Raw genomic sequence first — 12141 nt, 5'->3', positions numbered from 1 at the left:
TACCCAGTTTCTGTCCAACGGCTTAGGCTGACGGGTATGAGCAGCGGTGACAGCGGTACGGGTCCGGCCACGGCGACCAGTGGCAGCGGGGACATCGCCCGTAGCCTGGAGCTGCTGTGGGGGCTGGGCGAGCCGCCGAACCGCGGCCCCAAGCGGGGGCTGGCCCTGGAGCAGATCGTCACCGCCGCGGTCGCGGTCGCCGACGCGGAGGGCCTGGCCGCGGTGTCGATGCGCCGCCTCTCCACCGACCTGGGCGTGGGCACCATGTCGCTCTACCGCTATGTCCCGGGCAAGGCCGAGCTGCTGGACCTGATGCTCGACCATGTACAGGGCCTGGTGATCGCGGGCCCGGGCGAGCCGCCCGCCGACTGGCGCGAGGCGGCCCGCGAACTGGGCCGCGTCGAGCTGCGGATGTACCGGGAGCGGCCCTGGCTGCTCAAGGTCAACCAGGCCCGGACGGCCCTCGGCCCGAACACGATGCGCAGCATGGAGCTGGCGCTGGCCGGGCTGCGGGACATGGGCCTGACCGACCCGGAGACCCTCGGCGTCATCGTCGCCGTGCACAACTACACGGCCGGGGTGGCCCGGATGGAGCTGGAGACGACGGAGGCCGCCCAGCAGACGGGCGTCAGCGACGAGGAGTTCTGGGCGCGGCAGGGACCGTTCCTGGACCGGGCGATGCGGAGTGGGGAGTTCCCGCTCACGGCAGCGCTCTCGGACGATACGTTCTCCGCCGACTTCGATCACTTCGAGTTCGGCCTGAACGCCCTGGTCACGGGGTTCGAGACGCTCGTCGCCGAGCGGAAGCGGGGGACGGCTTCCTGAGGGCCGGTCTCAGCCGCTGCGGCGCCTCCTGCTCCGCCGGGCGCCGAACCAGAGGGCGGCGATCCCGGCGAGCACCAGGGCGCCCACGGTCAGGCTGCCGCCCTTCCCGTCGTCCCCTGCCCCCTCGGGGTCCGCCGCCGCCCCGCCCGACGGCTTCCCGGTAGCAGCGGAGTCTCCCCCCGGCCGCTCGACACGCACCGCCGCGACACCGCTGCCCGAGCCCTCGGAGCCGAAGAGCAGGGTGGAGCCGTCCAGGGTGTACGTCACCGACTCCGACTGCCGCTGGAAGGGGGCGCTCACCGGGCGGTCCGCGCCCAGGCGGCCGTCCTTCCACTCGTACGCCCGCGCGCTGAAGTAGCTGCGCAGCACCAGCTCACGCCCGTCCGGGGAGAACGCCCCGTCGGTCACCCAGGGCACCTCGCCGATCCGCCGGAAGGTGTTCACCCCGCCCGCCGACAGCTTCGCGGGCCCCTCGTACAGCCCGCCGCCGTCCTCGTTCTTGGACGCGATATAGACCCGGCCGGTCCTCGGATGGACCATCAGCGCCTCGGCGTTCCGCGGTCCGTCGGCGTACTTCACCGTGTACTGGGTGGCGTTGACGGTCTGGTCGGCCAGCCGCTCCGGCTCGCGGAAGCGGTAGATCCAGACGTGGTCCCAGGAGCCGTCCAGGTTGTCCCCGACGTCGCCGACGTAGACCTGGCCGTCCGCCCCGACGGAGACGGCCTCCATGTCCCGGGGGGTGCCGACCCCGCGCAGGGTGACCGTGGCGACGGTCTTCCCGGTCCGCCCGTCCACCGCGAACAGCCTCGGCCCGTCCTGGTCGTTGTGCGTCCAGTAGACCCCCGGGTGCGCCCGGCTGGCGGCGAGCCCGCTGGACTCGGTGATCCGGGAGTCCTCGATCGTGAACCCGCCGTCCCCGTCCGCCGCCCGGGCCGTTCCGGCGGGAAGCAGGGCGGTGGCCGCCGCGAGCAGCAGAGCGGCGGTAGGGCGACGCGGGCTCCGGCGGCCGGAGCGACGGGAACGGTCGGAGCGACGGGAACGGTCGGAGCGAGGGGATCGGTCGGGGCGAGGGGGTCGGTTACGGAATCCGTCGGGCATACGCCCAGTGTCCCTGGTCACCCGGGACCCACCGCCCCGCCCCCGTGTCCATGGTCACACCCTCCCCCGGGCCCGCTCCCCCGTCCGCATCGGCGATGATGACGCCATGCGGTTCCTGTTCGTCGGCGACTCCATGACCATCGGGCGCTCCGGCGACTACACCTGGCGCTACCGGATGTGGCAGCACCTGAACGCCACCTTCGGCGGCCCTTACAAGATCGTGGGCCCGCGCACCGCGCTCTACGACCCGTCCACCGACGCCCCCGTCTCGCAGGAGTACGCGGACCCCGCCTTTCCCCCCAAGGCCCGCGCCCATCTGGCCGGCTGGGGCGAGGGCTGGTGCCATATGGCCCCGCTCATCGGCGACGCGGTACGGGCCGGGCGGGCGGACGTCCTGCTGGTCTCCCTCGGCCTGATCGACCTCGGCTTCTACACCGACGCCGAGCAGACCGCGGGCAACGTCCACGCCTTCCTGGCCGCCGCCCGGGCCGCGAACCCGCATATCCGGGCCGTACTGCTGCCCGTCATCCCCAACGTCCGCGCCGAGCACGAGCCCGCCTTCGCCGAGCAGTGCGCCCGCTTCAACGAACTGCTGGCCAAGGCGGTCGCCGATCTGGACGAGCCGGGCTCCCCGCTCCTCCTCGCCTCGCCCCCGTCCCCGTACGACCTGCACACCGACACCTACGACGGCACCCACCCCAGCCCGGCGGGCGAGCACCGCATCGCCGCCGCCTTCGCCACCGCCCTCCACCAGGGCTGGGGCCTGGGCGAGCCGTACGAGGGCGACGACCGGTAGGGCCGACGGCGGTCCGCTCAGTCGCTGCCGCCGTCGGCCGCGCCGAGGCTTCCGCCGCCGTCACCGGACCGGTACCCACTCCTCTTCCGGCTCGCGCGGTGGCGGGCACGCACCAGCTCACTCGCGCCGAGCGTCACGGTGGACACCGCCCGCACCCAGCGCGGGCCGCCCCGCGCCGCCCAGAAGACGCAGACACACCCTCCGACAGCGAGCACCAGCAGTCCGATCAGAATCAGTTGGGCCACACCCATGTCCGTTCCCCTCCAGCCGTCTTGGTCACCACCATCCTCTCAAGCCCGCCCGCCTCCGCCCCGGGGACCAGGACCGGAGTCCCGGTCGGACCGGGCCGCAGGCCCCAGGCGCCGGGCTCCCCGGCCCCCTACGTTGGAGACATGGCGGACACCGAGCGCACCCGGCACACAGACGGCACGGAGGCCGGGGAGAGGACCGAGGTCCAGGGCTTCGACCTGGACGCCTATCTCAGGGGGATCGGCTGGGAGGGTCCCCGGCGGGCCGACCTGGCGACGCTACGGGGTGTGCACTGGGCGCATCTGCGGGCGGTCCCGTTCGAGAACCTGGACTCCTTCGGCGGTACCGCCCCCTCCCTCCGGCCCGCCGAGCTGATGGCCAAGCTCGTCCACGGCCGCCGGGGCGGCTACTGCTTCGAGCAGAACACCCTGTTCGCGCTGGCCCTGCGGGCGCTGGGCTTCACGGTGACGACGGTGGGCGCCCGCGTCACGCTGGGCGCGAGCACCGTGGAGAGCCGCCCGCGCACCCATATGGCGCTGAAGGTGGAGATCCCGGGCGCCCCCCGCCCGTACCTCGCCGACGCCGGCTTCGGCTCCGTCGGCGGGCTGGCCGGGCCGATCCCACTGACCACCGGCGAGGAGTCCCGCGACCGGGGCCGCCGCCACCGCCTGGTCCACCTGCCGCACGACGGGCCGCTGGAGCTGTGGGCCCTCCAGGCGTACGTGACGGGTGCTGCCGAGGACGAGGAGGCCGGGTACGGGCCGGGGGACACGCCCGGCGACGCCCCCGGGGACCGCTGGACCTCCCAGTACGCCTTCACGCTCGACCCGTTCGAGCCCGTCGACGCCGAGGTCTCCAACTGGTACGTGGCGACCCACCCGCACTCCCCCTTCGTCCACCGCCCCTTCGCCCAGCGGACCGTCTCCGACGGCCACCACCTCTCGCTGGACGCCCGCCACCTGGTCGAGACCCACCCCGACGGCACCGTCACCGAACGGGACCTCGCCGACGAGGTCGAGCTCCGCCGCGTCCTGGACGAGCGGTTCGGCATCACGGTGCCGGAGGGGCTGACGCTGCTGCCGACGGCGGGCTGAGCGGGCGCCCTGCACGGCTCACTCGATCGAAGGACGCTGACATCAGTGCGCGCCTGAGTCGTCCATGTCGCTCTACCTTCGCCCTGTTGAGGCCATGGAGAGGGGACCCGTGATGAAAGCCGCGCCGGACGGCCAGGACACGGGCCCCGGACCCCACCCGGCCTGGGCGTACCTGCTCGACACATGGCGTGAGCTGGACGTGCCCGAGGGCTGGCGCACCGAGATCGACCAGACGCGGATCCTCCTGGTACCGCCGCCACACGCACACCACCACGCCATCGCGGACCGCGTACAGCGCTGCCTCTACTCGGCGCTGCCGGACGAGCTCGGCATCTACCAGAGGCTGGGCCCCCCTTCGGCGTCACCCTCGACACCGCCGCGTTCCCCGGCGGGAAGTAGTCGGCTCGCCTATGCCAGAGGCGTCCGCGCGATGACGGGATTGCCGGGGTGGTGCAGCCAGGTACCGGAGCCTGCCGGGGTCACGGTGAGCCCGTAGTCGAAGAGAGCCGGCTCGTCGGCGGCGTGCCAGGTGTCCAGCGCGCGGGAGGTCTCCTCGATGAGATCGCGAGGTCCCCACTGGTAGGCGGTCTTGCCGTCGGCGTAGGCCCAGGAGCCTGCTCCGCACCACCAGTGCCCGCCGTCCTGCGGCCAGTGCGCCACGTCCGGCAGGTACAAGCCGGTGGCGAACCGGGCGTGCGGGTTCTCCAGCCGGGTCAGCAGGGAGGCCAGGTCCAGCGGCTGGGTGCGGGCCTCGTCCCAGCCGGCCGGGGTGAAGAGAGTCTCGATCCCACTGGTGCGGCGCTGGCCACGCATCAGCATGAAGGACACCGCGCCGACGAAATGTCCCGACGCCGTACCGTCCTGCGCGACGACCAGCCGAACCAGGCCGTGGTGGTGGAAGCGGGTGCGCCACGGGGACACGATGATTCCCCTGGGGCGGGTCTGCGCCACCCACGCGTACGGCACCGCGGTCACCGCCGCGGTGGACAGCACACGGTCGTACGGGGCTTCCCCCGCCCAGCCGGCCTCGCCGTCCGCCTCCACCACCCGCACCCTGTCATACCCGGCCGCTTCCAGGGCCTGCCGAGCCTGAGCGCACACCACCGGATCGACCTCGACGCTCACCACCCGCCCACGGGCACCGACCCGCTCCGCCAGCAGCGCCGCGTTGTACCCCGTTCCCGTTCCGATCTCCAGCACCCGCTGGTCAGGCTCGGGCTCGGCTTCGGCCAACATGGTCATGACGGCCGTCATCGCGCTGATGCTGCTGGTCGGCACAACCCCCCGATGGCCCACCCCCCGATGACCGTCGGCCTGTCCATCGTCCACCTGGGTCACTACCGGGGCGTCCACCCGGTACACCAGCTGAGCCCAGCGCCGCTCGTCATCCTCCCGGTGAAAGGAGCGGTAGTCCTCACCGTCCTCCAACCACACCCGACCGGGTACGAACCGCTCGCGCGGCACCGCTCGCACTGCCCGGCGCATCCAGTCCCGCGGCATTGCTTCCCGCTGCTCCAGCTCGGCGGCGGCCTCGTCCCGCAGTTGTGCGAACTCGGCCTCCCCGACAGGCCCGTCCGCCACTCAGCGGCCCTTCGGCTTACGGTGGTCTCCGCCACCCGGCTTGGCGATGTCCGGGTGCTGACCATCCGAGTCGCGAGGCGACGGTTCATGCGGTGCGGGGTTCGGCACCGGCGGCTTGCCATGGCTGCTACCCATCTACGGGCCTCCGATCGGCGAGGGCGTCTCTGACCCTCACCTTTGCGGGTCGCCGTTCGGGCGGAGGGCGGAATGGGAGAACTCGGCCCGATTTGGACCCCACCCGACCACCGATGCCACCGGCATCCCACTCGCCGCCACCCTGGCCGGAGTCCTAAGAGGCCAGCGGCTCCCGCGCGCGGTGACCGGAATGGGCCGCCTCGGCGCCCTCCTCCGGCTGCCTGATCTCGGCCCACACCGCATCGAGCGAGAGGCCGAGGACGTCAGCGATCGCCGCGATGGTCGGGAAGGCGGGGGTGGCCACCCGGCCTGACTCGATCTTCCGCAGGGTCTCCGGCGAGACGCCTGCGGCGAGCGCGATATCGAGCATCGAGCGCTGTCCCCTGGCCCGACGGAGCAGGGCACCGAGGCGCTGTCCGCGTTCGACCTCTTCGGGGGTGAGGGGCAACCTGACCATGGGCCCAATTCTAATACCGGTACAGTATGGCCGGTATAGTTATTGGACCCACTGGACCCATGAGGGCCGTGCCGGAAGGGCTGACGCGTGATCGAGATCCTGAACCCCACCATGCTGGCGCGGGCCGGAGACACCGGCGCCCTGGTCGCCGAGATCCTGCACACCCTCAAGGGCCGCAGCGCGGTCGGCACCAACCTCCTGGACATCGACCGCTGGGCCAAGGCCATGATCGTGGAGGCCGGGGCGCAGTCCTGCTACGTCGACTACGAACCGTCCTTCGGCCGCGGCCCGTTCGGCCACTACATCTGCACGGCCGTCAACGACGCCGTACTCCACGGACGGCCGTACGACTACGCGCTCGCCAACGGCGATCTACTGACCCTCGATCTCGCGGTTGCCAAGGGCGGGGTCGCCGCCGACGCCGCCATCAGCTTCCTCGTGGGCGACGCGCGGCCCCCGGGGAGCGCCGAGTTGATCGAGGTGACCGAGCGCGCGCTGGCCGCCGGGATCGCCGCCGCCGGGCCCGGGGCCCGCATCGGCGACCTCTCCCACGCCATCGGTACGGTCCTCAGCGAGGCGGGGTACCCCATCAACACCGAGTTCGGGGGCCATGGCATCGGATCGACGATGCACCAGGACCCGCACGTGCCCAACACCGGCCGCCCAGGGCGTGGTTACAAGCTGCGCCCCGGGCTGCTGCTGGCGCTGGAGCCGTGGGTCATGGCCGACACCGACAAGCTCGTCACCGACGCCGACGGGTGGACGCTCCGCAGTGCGACGGGCTGCCGGACGGCGCACAGCGAGCACACCATCGCCATCACCGAGGACGGCGCCGAGATCCTCACCCTGCCGAGGTAGGCGCGGGCCGCCCAGGGCGGCATCAGGCCTTCGCGTCCCGCTTCCAGTCCTGGGCCAGGAGCCCGAGCAGCACCTCGTCCAGGAACTCGCCCAGCACCCAGGCCGAGGAGCGCAGCAGGCCCTCGCGGACGAAGCCGTTGCGCTCGGCCGAGCGCAGCATCGCGGTGTTGTCCGCCAGCGTCTCGATCTGCAGCCGTTGCAGGCCGCGCACCACGAAGCCGTAGTGGCACAGCGTCGCGACCACATCGGTGCCGTACCCCTTGCCGCGGGCGGCCGGCAGCAGCCCGAGACCGATGTGCGCGGACCGGTTGTGGTTGTCGATGCCCCACAGCCCCGCGGTGCCGACCAGGGTGCCGCCCTCCAGCTCGACCACCGAGAACGGGACGTTCGCCTCGTTCTTGTCGTCCACCACGAGCCGCGGATCCTTCGACCCCGGCGTGATCGGCCGCCACGGCCCGCCCTCCGCCCGCGAGCCGTTCACCACGTCGTCGTAGAGCTCGGTCCGGAGGATCGGGATGTCCTCCTCGTGCCGCGCCCTGAGCGCGACCTTGTCCCCTCGCAGCATGCGAGTCTTCCTACCGGCCGCACGGTCCGACGGCAAACGAATATGCGAGTCCCCCGCCCAGGCCGGCTCCTCCTACATCAGAACCACCGTCAGAACAGCCTCTCCCGACCGCAGGCGGTCTGCGCGGCGGCGAGGACCTGCGTGAGCTCGTCCTTGGTCAACGCGAGCTCCTGCTCGGTCTTCTTCGTCTGCTCGACAAAGGCGTCCTTCCCGGAAACGGTGCAGAAGGCGTCGCCATGGGCGACGAGCACCTTGTCGCTGATGCGGTCCAGGCCCGGGGACTGCTTACGGACGGAGTAGAGGTAGAACTTGGCCGACGTCCCGGTCAGCCTGTGCTCTTCGGCAGGGGTCGCCGACGGGCTCGGCGCGGACGGCGTGCCCGAGGCGGTTATGGAAGGCGCGGCCGAGGCGGACGCGGACGGAGCCCCGGCAGCCGATGCCACCGGGGCGCTCGCTCCACGGTCATCGGACGGACCGCACGCCGAGACCCCGAAGGCGGCGGCGAGCGCCAGGCAAGTGACGTGCAGGGACAGACGCTTGTGCATGAATCTCCTGGTACTGAGGTGAACCAAGAGATTCTCCCCCACGCCCGGGGTACTCCACGACTGTGTTTGTTCGCGGAGGCCTAAGCGCGACCGCCCCCACCCCCGCGCCTGCGCAACCGTTCGGCGGCCAGCAGCAGTTCATCCGGCGCACCACCCATGGTGTCCAACTGCAGCCGCTCCACGACCCGCCCCTCGTGCCGTACGACGAGCAGCTTGCCCTCGGCGGCGAGAGCCACCGCCCGCCAGGGGTGGGCCCAGAGCCGCTGGTCCCCGTCCCAGCGCTGGAGGCCGTAGGTGGTCACCCGCAGCTCGTGCGACGAGCTCTCGGGCCAGCGGACGGGAGGCGGACCGGAGTTCACGGGGTGGACCCGGTAGGCGCTCATAAGGATCTCGCCCGACTCCAACGCCTCCTCCCGTACGCCCTGCACCCGCCCCTCCCGGAAGCACTGCCAGACCAGCAGGCCGCCGCCGACGACCGCCAGCGGCAGCACGATCCACCAGGCGACCCGGGCGCGTAGCGCGTCCACCGCCAAGACCACCACCGCGGTGGCGCTCACCGCCCCTCCACGCAGCGCGGCCCGCCTGATCCGTCGCCGACGCTCCTCCTCGTCGCCCACAGCCCCTCCCCCGTGTCACGGCGCAGCCGCCGCTCTCACCGTACGGCGCGGCCCACCATCTCGTGCAGCAACTCCGGCTCCACGAAGGGCGTCTCGTCCGTCGGCCGGGACCGCCAGTCCAGCGGCCAGGTCAGCCCGTCGAACGCCGGGATGCCGACGAACGCCTGGCTGCGGCAGTCATCGGAGGTGTGCCTGCTGAGCGCCCGCGTCCGGGCCGGCCAGGCCAGCTTGGCCGCCGTCTGCGGCGGCAGCAGGAAGTACATGTTCTGCTCGCCGGCCAGCTCCCGCACGATGGGCCCGGCCCGGAAGTCGGTGAACTCCATGAGCGAGTAGGCCACTTCCTCGCCCAGGAAGCCCGCGATGCGTACGGCGTCGAAGTAGACGCCCGCGTGGCGAAGAGCGTGCCCGGAGGCTGGTACCCAGGACGGCACCCTGTCAAGTGATTCTGGCGAATTCATGCGGCAAGCCTTGCGGCCGAACTCTACTGTGACCAGCGCCACAGAGGTTCTGTGCAGCGCTGTGCGGAAGGGAGCGGCAATGGTGAACAACAAGAGGAACGGCGCGCGGAGGGGTAGCGCGGGCGGAGGGGCGAAGGCGTTCGGCACGCTGCTCAGGTTCTACCGGGAGAAAGCCAAGGTTTCGCGGGCGCTGATCGCCGATGAAACGGGGTACTCCACCTCGCTGGTGGCCATGGTGGAAGCGGGCGACCGGGGCCCGCGCGGGGAGCTCGCGCCGATCGCCGACAAGCTCCTCGGTGCAGACGGTGCACTCGTCGTGGTCGCGAAGGAGGTGATCGCGAGCAGCTCAGTGATCTGGTTCGAGGACTATCTGACGGAGGAGGAGAAGGCAGCGGCGGTCTACCAGTACGAGCCTCAGCTGATCCCCGGACTGCTCCAGACCGAGGCGTACGCACGAGCGGTCTACCACCAAGCCACTCCCTCCATCGGAGAGGAGGAGACGGAGGAGTACATCACCACGCGTCTGGCCCGGCACCAGCTCTTCACTCGCAAGCCGTTGCCCACGATCAGCTTTGTGCTGGAGGAATCGGCTCTGAAGAAGCGACTGGGCGGCGCGGCCGTACTCAAGGAGAACCTGCTGCACATCCTGGAAGTCGGGAAGCTCCGCAATGTGGAGATCCAGGTGATGGCGGAGGATACCGAGTACCACGCCGGGCTCAACGGTTCCTTTGTCCTGCTGGAGACGGGGAAGGACCACAGTCATCTCGTCTACGTAGAGGGGCAGGACAGTCGCTACTTCCTCACCGAGCAGCCCCAGACAAGTAACGTGGCGGCGCGTTACAGCATCCTGCGCGCACAGGCATACACGCCGAACGAATCGCTCCGGCTGATCGAGGAGATGGCGGCACGGCTATGAACGGCGACCTCAACTGGTTCAAGAGCAGCTACAGCGGTGACCAGTACGGCGACTGCGTCGAGGTGGCCGCCTGCCCGCACTCCGTGCACGTCCGGGACTCCAAGGACACCGCGCTCCCCTCGTTCAGCGTCTCCCCGGGCGCCTGGGCCGCGTTCGTCGGCGAGGCGGGGCGGTAAGCGGGCAAGGCCGCTCACGGGCGCCACACATACCGGACGTCCGGCTCCCGCTCCTCGTTGCCGCGGCCGTCGGTGTGCTCGGCGGCGACGAAGCCATGGCGCTCGTAGAAGCGGCGGGCGGGCGCGTTGGCCTGGAAGGTCCACAGCGCCAGCCCGTCCCGGCGGTGGTGCTTGGCCAGGTGTACGAGGCGGTCGCCGATGCCCCGGCCCCGCCAGTGCGGGTCCAGATAGAGCTGGTCCAGCTCCGTACCGTTCAGCACCACCATCCCGACGATCGTGCCGTCCACGGCCGCCACCCAGGTCTCATGACCGGCCCGGCCGGGGACGACCACCTCCCGGAACCAGGCGCGAACCTCCTCGTCCGTATGCGCCCGACGCACCTCCGGCAGCGCGGCCGCGAAGGACCGCAGCCACACCCCGGCCACCGCGTCGGCGTCGGACGCGGCGGCCCGGCGGATGACGGCCTCGGTATCGGCGGCTTCGGTCTCCATGGCGACGGATGCTCGCAGGGGCCGACGTCCCACCGCACCGGGTTTCCCTCGCCCAAGGCGGGGGCGCTGCTTACCCCGCTCGATCCAGCGGCTCGAAACCGACGTGCAGACGGAGACCCAAGGCCGCCGCGATCCGTTCCAGCAAGGGGAGCGTCGGCATGGTGCCGCCGCCCTCGAAGCGGGCCACGGCCGGTTGCCGGAGGCCGGCCGCCCGTGCGAGTTCCTCCTGTGTCATCCCGAGGGACTCGCGCCGCTCCCGGACGGCCCGGCCCAGCTCGTAACGGATACGGGCGGCTTCGTAGCCCTCCCTGACCTCCGGGTCGGAGAGCGAGGTGTCGCGCAGTTCGGACCAGTTGCTTCCGTCAGCCATGTCGCTACTCCTCATCCGCCGTGTGCCGTGCGTCGATGCAGGCGCCCATGGCTCGCCACGCCCGCTCGATCTCTCCAGGCTCGCGCATTCGACGCTTGCGGAACACGGTCAGCAGAATGATCCGACGACCAGGGGCGATCCAGTAGGTGATGCGGAATGCCTCGCCATCGAGGTGAAACCGCAGCTCGCGCAGCTTGCCGGACAGCTGTCGGGTGTAGGGCTCTCCTAGCAGGACACCCTGTTCCTCCAAGAGGCTCACGTCCGGCATCCGCGGCCGGATCGCCCTCGTCTGGCCGGCGGACGGCCCCACCACCCCGGCGGCGAAGGCTCTGCTCCGCCGGGCGCGGAAGGCCTTTCCACCGGTCGCACCGGTCGCGCATTGAGTCGTCACACCCCGGTCAGCCGGTTGGCGAAGGTGGACATGGTGTACGTGCCGATGCCCATCACCACCTCCAGGGCGTTGCGTTCGGTGAAGCCGTACGAGAGGAAGTCCGCCAGCTCGTCGGCGGGGACCGCGCCGGCCGAGGCGTACACGGCGGCGACAAAGTGGCGTACGGCCTCCAGCCGGTCGTCCGGCAGGGGGGCGCCGGCGCACAGGGCGTCGATCAGCTCGGGGGCGGCCTTCAGGGCGCGCAGCTTGCGGGTGTGCAGTTCGACGCAGACATGGCAGTCGTGGCGGACGGCGACCGCCATGACGACCACCTCGCGGGCGACCGGGTCCAGGGTGGTGCGGTCGAAGGCGGCGGTGAGGGTCAGGAAGCCGTCGAGGAGTTCGGGTGAGTTCGCCATCCGGGCGACGGCGGGCGGGACACGGCCGCCCATCCGCTGGGCGACGGCCGCCATCGCGGGTCGGGCGGCGGGCGGGGCGGTGTCGAGGGTGTGGTCGGTGAACATGAGGGCCGTCCCTAGA

General features: G+C 71.5%; 17 protein-coding genes and 2 pseudogenes. 7 read left to right on the top strand and 12 right to left on the bottom strand.

Annotated elements, in window-relative coordinates; all coding sequences use genetic code 11:
* Positions 1 to 36: 36 nt before the first annotated feature.
* Entirely contained in the window at positions 37 to 825 is a 789-nt protein-coding gene (locus ABZ945_RS00770) for a TetR/AcrR family transcriptional regulator C-terminal domain-containing protein (RefSeq protein ID WP_361261712.1), read from the top strand.
* A gap of 9 nt (positions 826 to 834) precedes the next feature.
* On the opposite strand, the gene ABZ945_RS00765 is transcribed toward ABZ945_RS00770, so the two are convergent.
* Positions 835 to 1923 carry a WD40 repeat domain-containing protein gene (locus ABZ945_RS00765; RefSeq protein ID WP_361261709.1) on the bottom strand — a complete coding sequence of 363 codons (1089 nt, stop codon included), beginning with the start codon at positions 1921 to 1923 and terminating at the stop codon, positions 835 to 837.
* Positions 1924 to 2029: 106 nt separating this feature from the next.
* Between ABZ945_RS00765 and ABZ945_RS00760 the strand changes: the two genes are divergently transcribed.
* A complete protein-coding gene (locus tag ABZ945_RS00760; protein ID WP_361261706.1) occupies positions 2030 to 2719 on the top strand; it encodes a GDSL-type esterase/lipase family protein in 690 nt (229 codons plus the stop codon).
* 17 nt (positions 2720 to 2736) lie between these two features.
* Here ABZ945_RS00760 and ABZ945_RS00755 read toward each other — a convergent pair whose 3' ends face one another.
* Positions 2737 to 2964, bottom strand: a complete 228-nt coding sequence (locus ABZ945_RS00755) for a hypothetical protein (protein ID WP_361261703.1) — start codon at positions 2962 to 2964, stop codon at positions 2737 to 2739.
* A 147-nt stretch (positions 2965 to 3111) separates the two neighbouring features.
* Between ABZ945_RS00755 and ABZ945_RS00750 the strand changes: the two genes are divergently transcribed.
* Together ABZ945_RS00750 and ABZ945_RS00745 are read left to right on the top strand one after the other, a co-directional pair.
* Positions 3112 to 4062 (top strand): arylamine N-acetyltransferase, encoded by a 951-nt coding sequence (locus tag ABZ945_RS00750; RefSeq protein ID WP_361261700.1) that lies wholly within the window; start codon positions 3112 to 3114, stop codon positions 4060 to 4062.
* 112 nt (positions 4063 to 4174) lie between these two features.
* Positions 4175 to 4411 (top strand): annotated as a pseudogene (locus ABZ945_RS00745) (Uma2 family endonuclease); the annotation flags it as partial.
* A gap of 59 nt (positions 4412 to 4470) precedes the next feature.
* On the opposite strand, the gene ABZ945_RS00740 reads toward ABZ945_RS00745, so the two are convergent.
* Both ABZ945_RS00740 and ABZ945_RS00735 read right to left on the bottom strand, forming a co-directional pair.
* A complete protein-coding gene (locus tag ABZ945_RS00740) occupies positions 4471 to 5643 on the bottom strand; it encodes a methyltransferase domain-containing protein (protein ID WP_361261697.1) in 1173 nt (390 codons plus the stop codon).
* Between the two features lie 289 nt (positions 5644 to 5932).
* Positions 5933 to 6235 carry a helix-turn-helix transcriptional regulator gene (locus tag ABZ945_RS00735; protein ID WP_361261694.1) on the bottom strand — a complete coding sequence of 101 codons (303 nt, stop codon included), beginning with the start codon at positions 6233 to 6235 and terminating at the stop codon, positions 5933 to 5935.
* Between the two features lie 87 nt (positions 6236 to 6322).
* On the opposite strand from ABZ945_RS00735, the gene map reads away from it, so the two are divergent.
* Complete coding sequence (gene map, locus ABZ945_RS00730) at positions 6323 to 7093, top strand: type I methionyl aminopeptidase (RefSeq protein WP_361261691.1); 771 nt, start codon at positions 6323 to 6325, stop codon at positions 7091 to 7093.
* Positions 7094 to 7115: 22 nt separating this feature from the next.
* Here the strand turns inward: map and ABZ945_RS00725 are convergent, their stop codons facing one another.
* The 4 genes from ABZ945_RS00725 to ABZ945_RS00710 form a co-directional block, all read right to left on the bottom strand.
* Positions 7116 to 7658: a GNAT family protein gene (locus ABZ945_RS00725; RefSeq protein WP_361261689.1), complete on the bottom strand. Its 543-nt coding sequence runs from the start codon at positions 7656 to 7658 to the stop codon at positions 7116 to 7118.
* Between the two features lie 89 nt (positions 7659 to 7747).
* Complete coding sequence (locus ABZ945_RS00720; protein WP_361261686.1) at positions 7748 to 8203, bottom strand: hypothetical protein; 456 nt, start codon at positions 8201 to 8203, stop codon at positions 7748 to 7750.
* Between the two features lie 80 nt (positions 8204 to 8283).
* Positions 8284 to 8760, bottom strand: coding sequence for a hypothetical protein (locus ABZ945_RS00715; protein ID WP_361261683.1), 477 nt, complete (start codon positions 8758 to 8760; stop codon positions 8284 to 8286).
* A 95-nt stretch (positions 8761 to 8855) separates the two neighbouring features.
* The gene (locus ABZ945_RS00710) at positions 8856 to 9251 is read right to left on the bottom strand and encodes a hypothetical protein (RefSeq protein ID WP_361261681.1); all 396 of its coding nucleotides are present in this window, start codon (positions 9249 to 9251) and stop codon (positions 8856 to 8858) included.
* Between the two features lie 106 nt (positions 9252 to 9357).
* On the opposite strand from ABZ945_RS00710, the gene ABZ945_RS00705 reads away from it, so the two are divergent.
* Positions 9358 to 10194 carry a helix-turn-helix transcriptional regulator gene (locus tag ABZ945_RS00705; RefSeq protein ID WP_361261678.1) on the top strand — a complete coding sequence of 279 codons (837 nt, stop codon included), beginning with the start codon at positions 9358 to 9360 and terminating at the stop codon, positions 10192 to 10194.
* On the top strand, positions 10191 to 10370 hold the full coding sequence (locus ABZ945_RS00700) for a DUF397 domain-containing protein (RefSeq protein WP_361261675.1): 180 nt from the start codon (positions 10191 to 10193) through the stop codon (positions 10368 to 10370). Before ABZ945_RS00705 ends, ABZ945_RS00700 begins: the two co-directional genes overlap by 4 nt.
* A gap of 14 nt (positions 10371 to 10384) precedes the next feature.
* Here ABZ945_RS00700 and ABZ945_RS00695 read toward each other — a convergent pair whose 3' ends face one another.
* The 4 genes and pseudogenes from ABZ945_RS00695 to ABZ945_RS00680 all read right to left on the bottom strand — a co-directional run bounded on the left by ABZ945_RS00695 (position 10385) and on the right by ABZ945_RS00680 (position 12125).
* Positions 10385 to 10861 (bottom strand): GNAT family N-acetyltransferase, encoded by a 477-nt coding sequence (locus ABZ945_RS00695; RefSeq protein WP_361261673.1) that lies wholly within the window; start codon positions 10859 to 10861, stop codon positions 10385 to 10387.
* A 70-nt stretch (positions 10862 to 10931) separates the two neighbouring features.
* Positions 10932 to 11231, bottom strand: a complete 300-nt coding sequence (locus ABZ945_RS00690) for a helix-turn-helix transcriptional regulator (RefSeq protein ID WP_361261670.1) — start codon at positions 11229 to 11231, stop codon at positions 10932 to 10934.
* A gap of 4 nt (positions 11232 to 11235) precedes the next feature.
* Positions 11236 to 11460: pseudogene (locus ABZ945_RS00685) on the bottom strand (type II toxin-antitoxin system RelE/ParE family toxin); the annotation flags it as partial.
* A gap of 158 nt (positions 11461 to 11618) precedes the next feature.
* Positions 11619 to 12125, bottom strand: coding sequence for a carboxymuconolactone decarboxylase family protein (locus ABZ945_RS00680; RefSeq protein WP_361261667.1), 507 nt, complete (start codon positions 12123 to 12125; stop codon positions 11619 to 11621).
* Between the last annotated feature and the right edge of the window lie 16 nt (positions 12126 to 12141).

The sequence above is a fragment of the Streptomyces sp. NPDC046887 genome, from assembly GCF_040644755.1.
Lineage (GTDB): Bacteria > Actinomycetota > Actinomycetes > Streptomycetales > Streptomycetaceae > Streptomyces > Streptomyces lichenis.
Note: the sequence above shows the minus strand (reverse complement) of the source record. Positions and strands in the feature narration are given on the sequence as shown.

What these genes read in the sequence shown, in the direction of transcription:
- ABZ945_RS00705 (WP_361261678.1), top strand. Translation starts at nt 9,358, where the DNA reads ATGGTGAACAACAAGAGGAACGGCGCGCGGAGGGGTAGCGCGGGCGGA.
- ABZ945_RS00750 (WP_361261700.1), top strand. Translation starts at nt 3,112, where the DNA reads ATGGCGGACACCGAGCGCACCCGGCACACAGACGGCACGGAGGCCGGG.
- ABZ945_RS00725 (WP_361261689.1), bottom strand. Translation starts at nt 7,658, where the DNA reads ATGCTGCGAGGGGACAAGGTCGCGCTCAGGGCGCGGCACGAGGAGGAC.
- ABZ945_RS00680 (WP_361261667.1), bottom strand. Translation starts at nt 12,125, where the DNA reads ATGTTCACCGACCACACCCTCGACACCGCCCCGCCCGCCGCCCGACCC.
- ABZ945_RS00690 (WP_361261670.1), bottom strand. Translation starts at nt 11,231, where the DNA reads ATGGCTGACGGAAGCAACTGGTCCGAACTGCGCGACACCTCGCTCTCC.
- ABZ945_RS00735 (WP_361261694.1), bottom strand. Translation starts at nt 6,235, where the DNA reads ATGGTCAGGTTGCCCCTCACCCCCGAAGAGGTCGAACGCGGACAGCGC.
- ABZ945_RS00695 (WP_361261673.1), bottom strand. Translation starts at nt 10,861, where the DNA reads ATGGAGACCGAAGCCGCCGATACCGAGGCCGTCATCCGCCGGGCCGCC.
- ABZ945_RS00770 (WP_361261712.1), top strand. Translation starts at nt 37, where the DNA reads ATGAGCAGCGGTGACAGCGGTACGGGTCCGGCCACGGCGACCAGTGGC.
- ABZ945_RS00765 (WP_361261709.1), bottom strand. Translation starts at nt 1,923, where the DNA reads ATGCCCGACGGATTCCGTAACCGACCCCCTCGCCCCGACCGATCCCCT.
- ABZ945_RS00720 (WP_361261686.1), bottom strand. Translation starts at nt 8,203, where the DNA reads ATGCACAAGCGTCTGTCCCTGCACGTCACTTGCCTGGCGCTCGCCGCC.
- ABZ945_RS00760 (WP_361261706.1), top strand. Translation starts at nt 2,030, where the DNA reads ATGCGGTTCCTGTTCGTCGGCGACTCCATGACCATCGGGCGCTCCGGC.
- ABZ945_RS00700 (WP_361261675.1), top strand. Translation starts at nt 10,191, where the DNA reads ATGAACGGCGACCTCAACTGGTTCAAGAGCAGCTACAGCGGTGACCAG.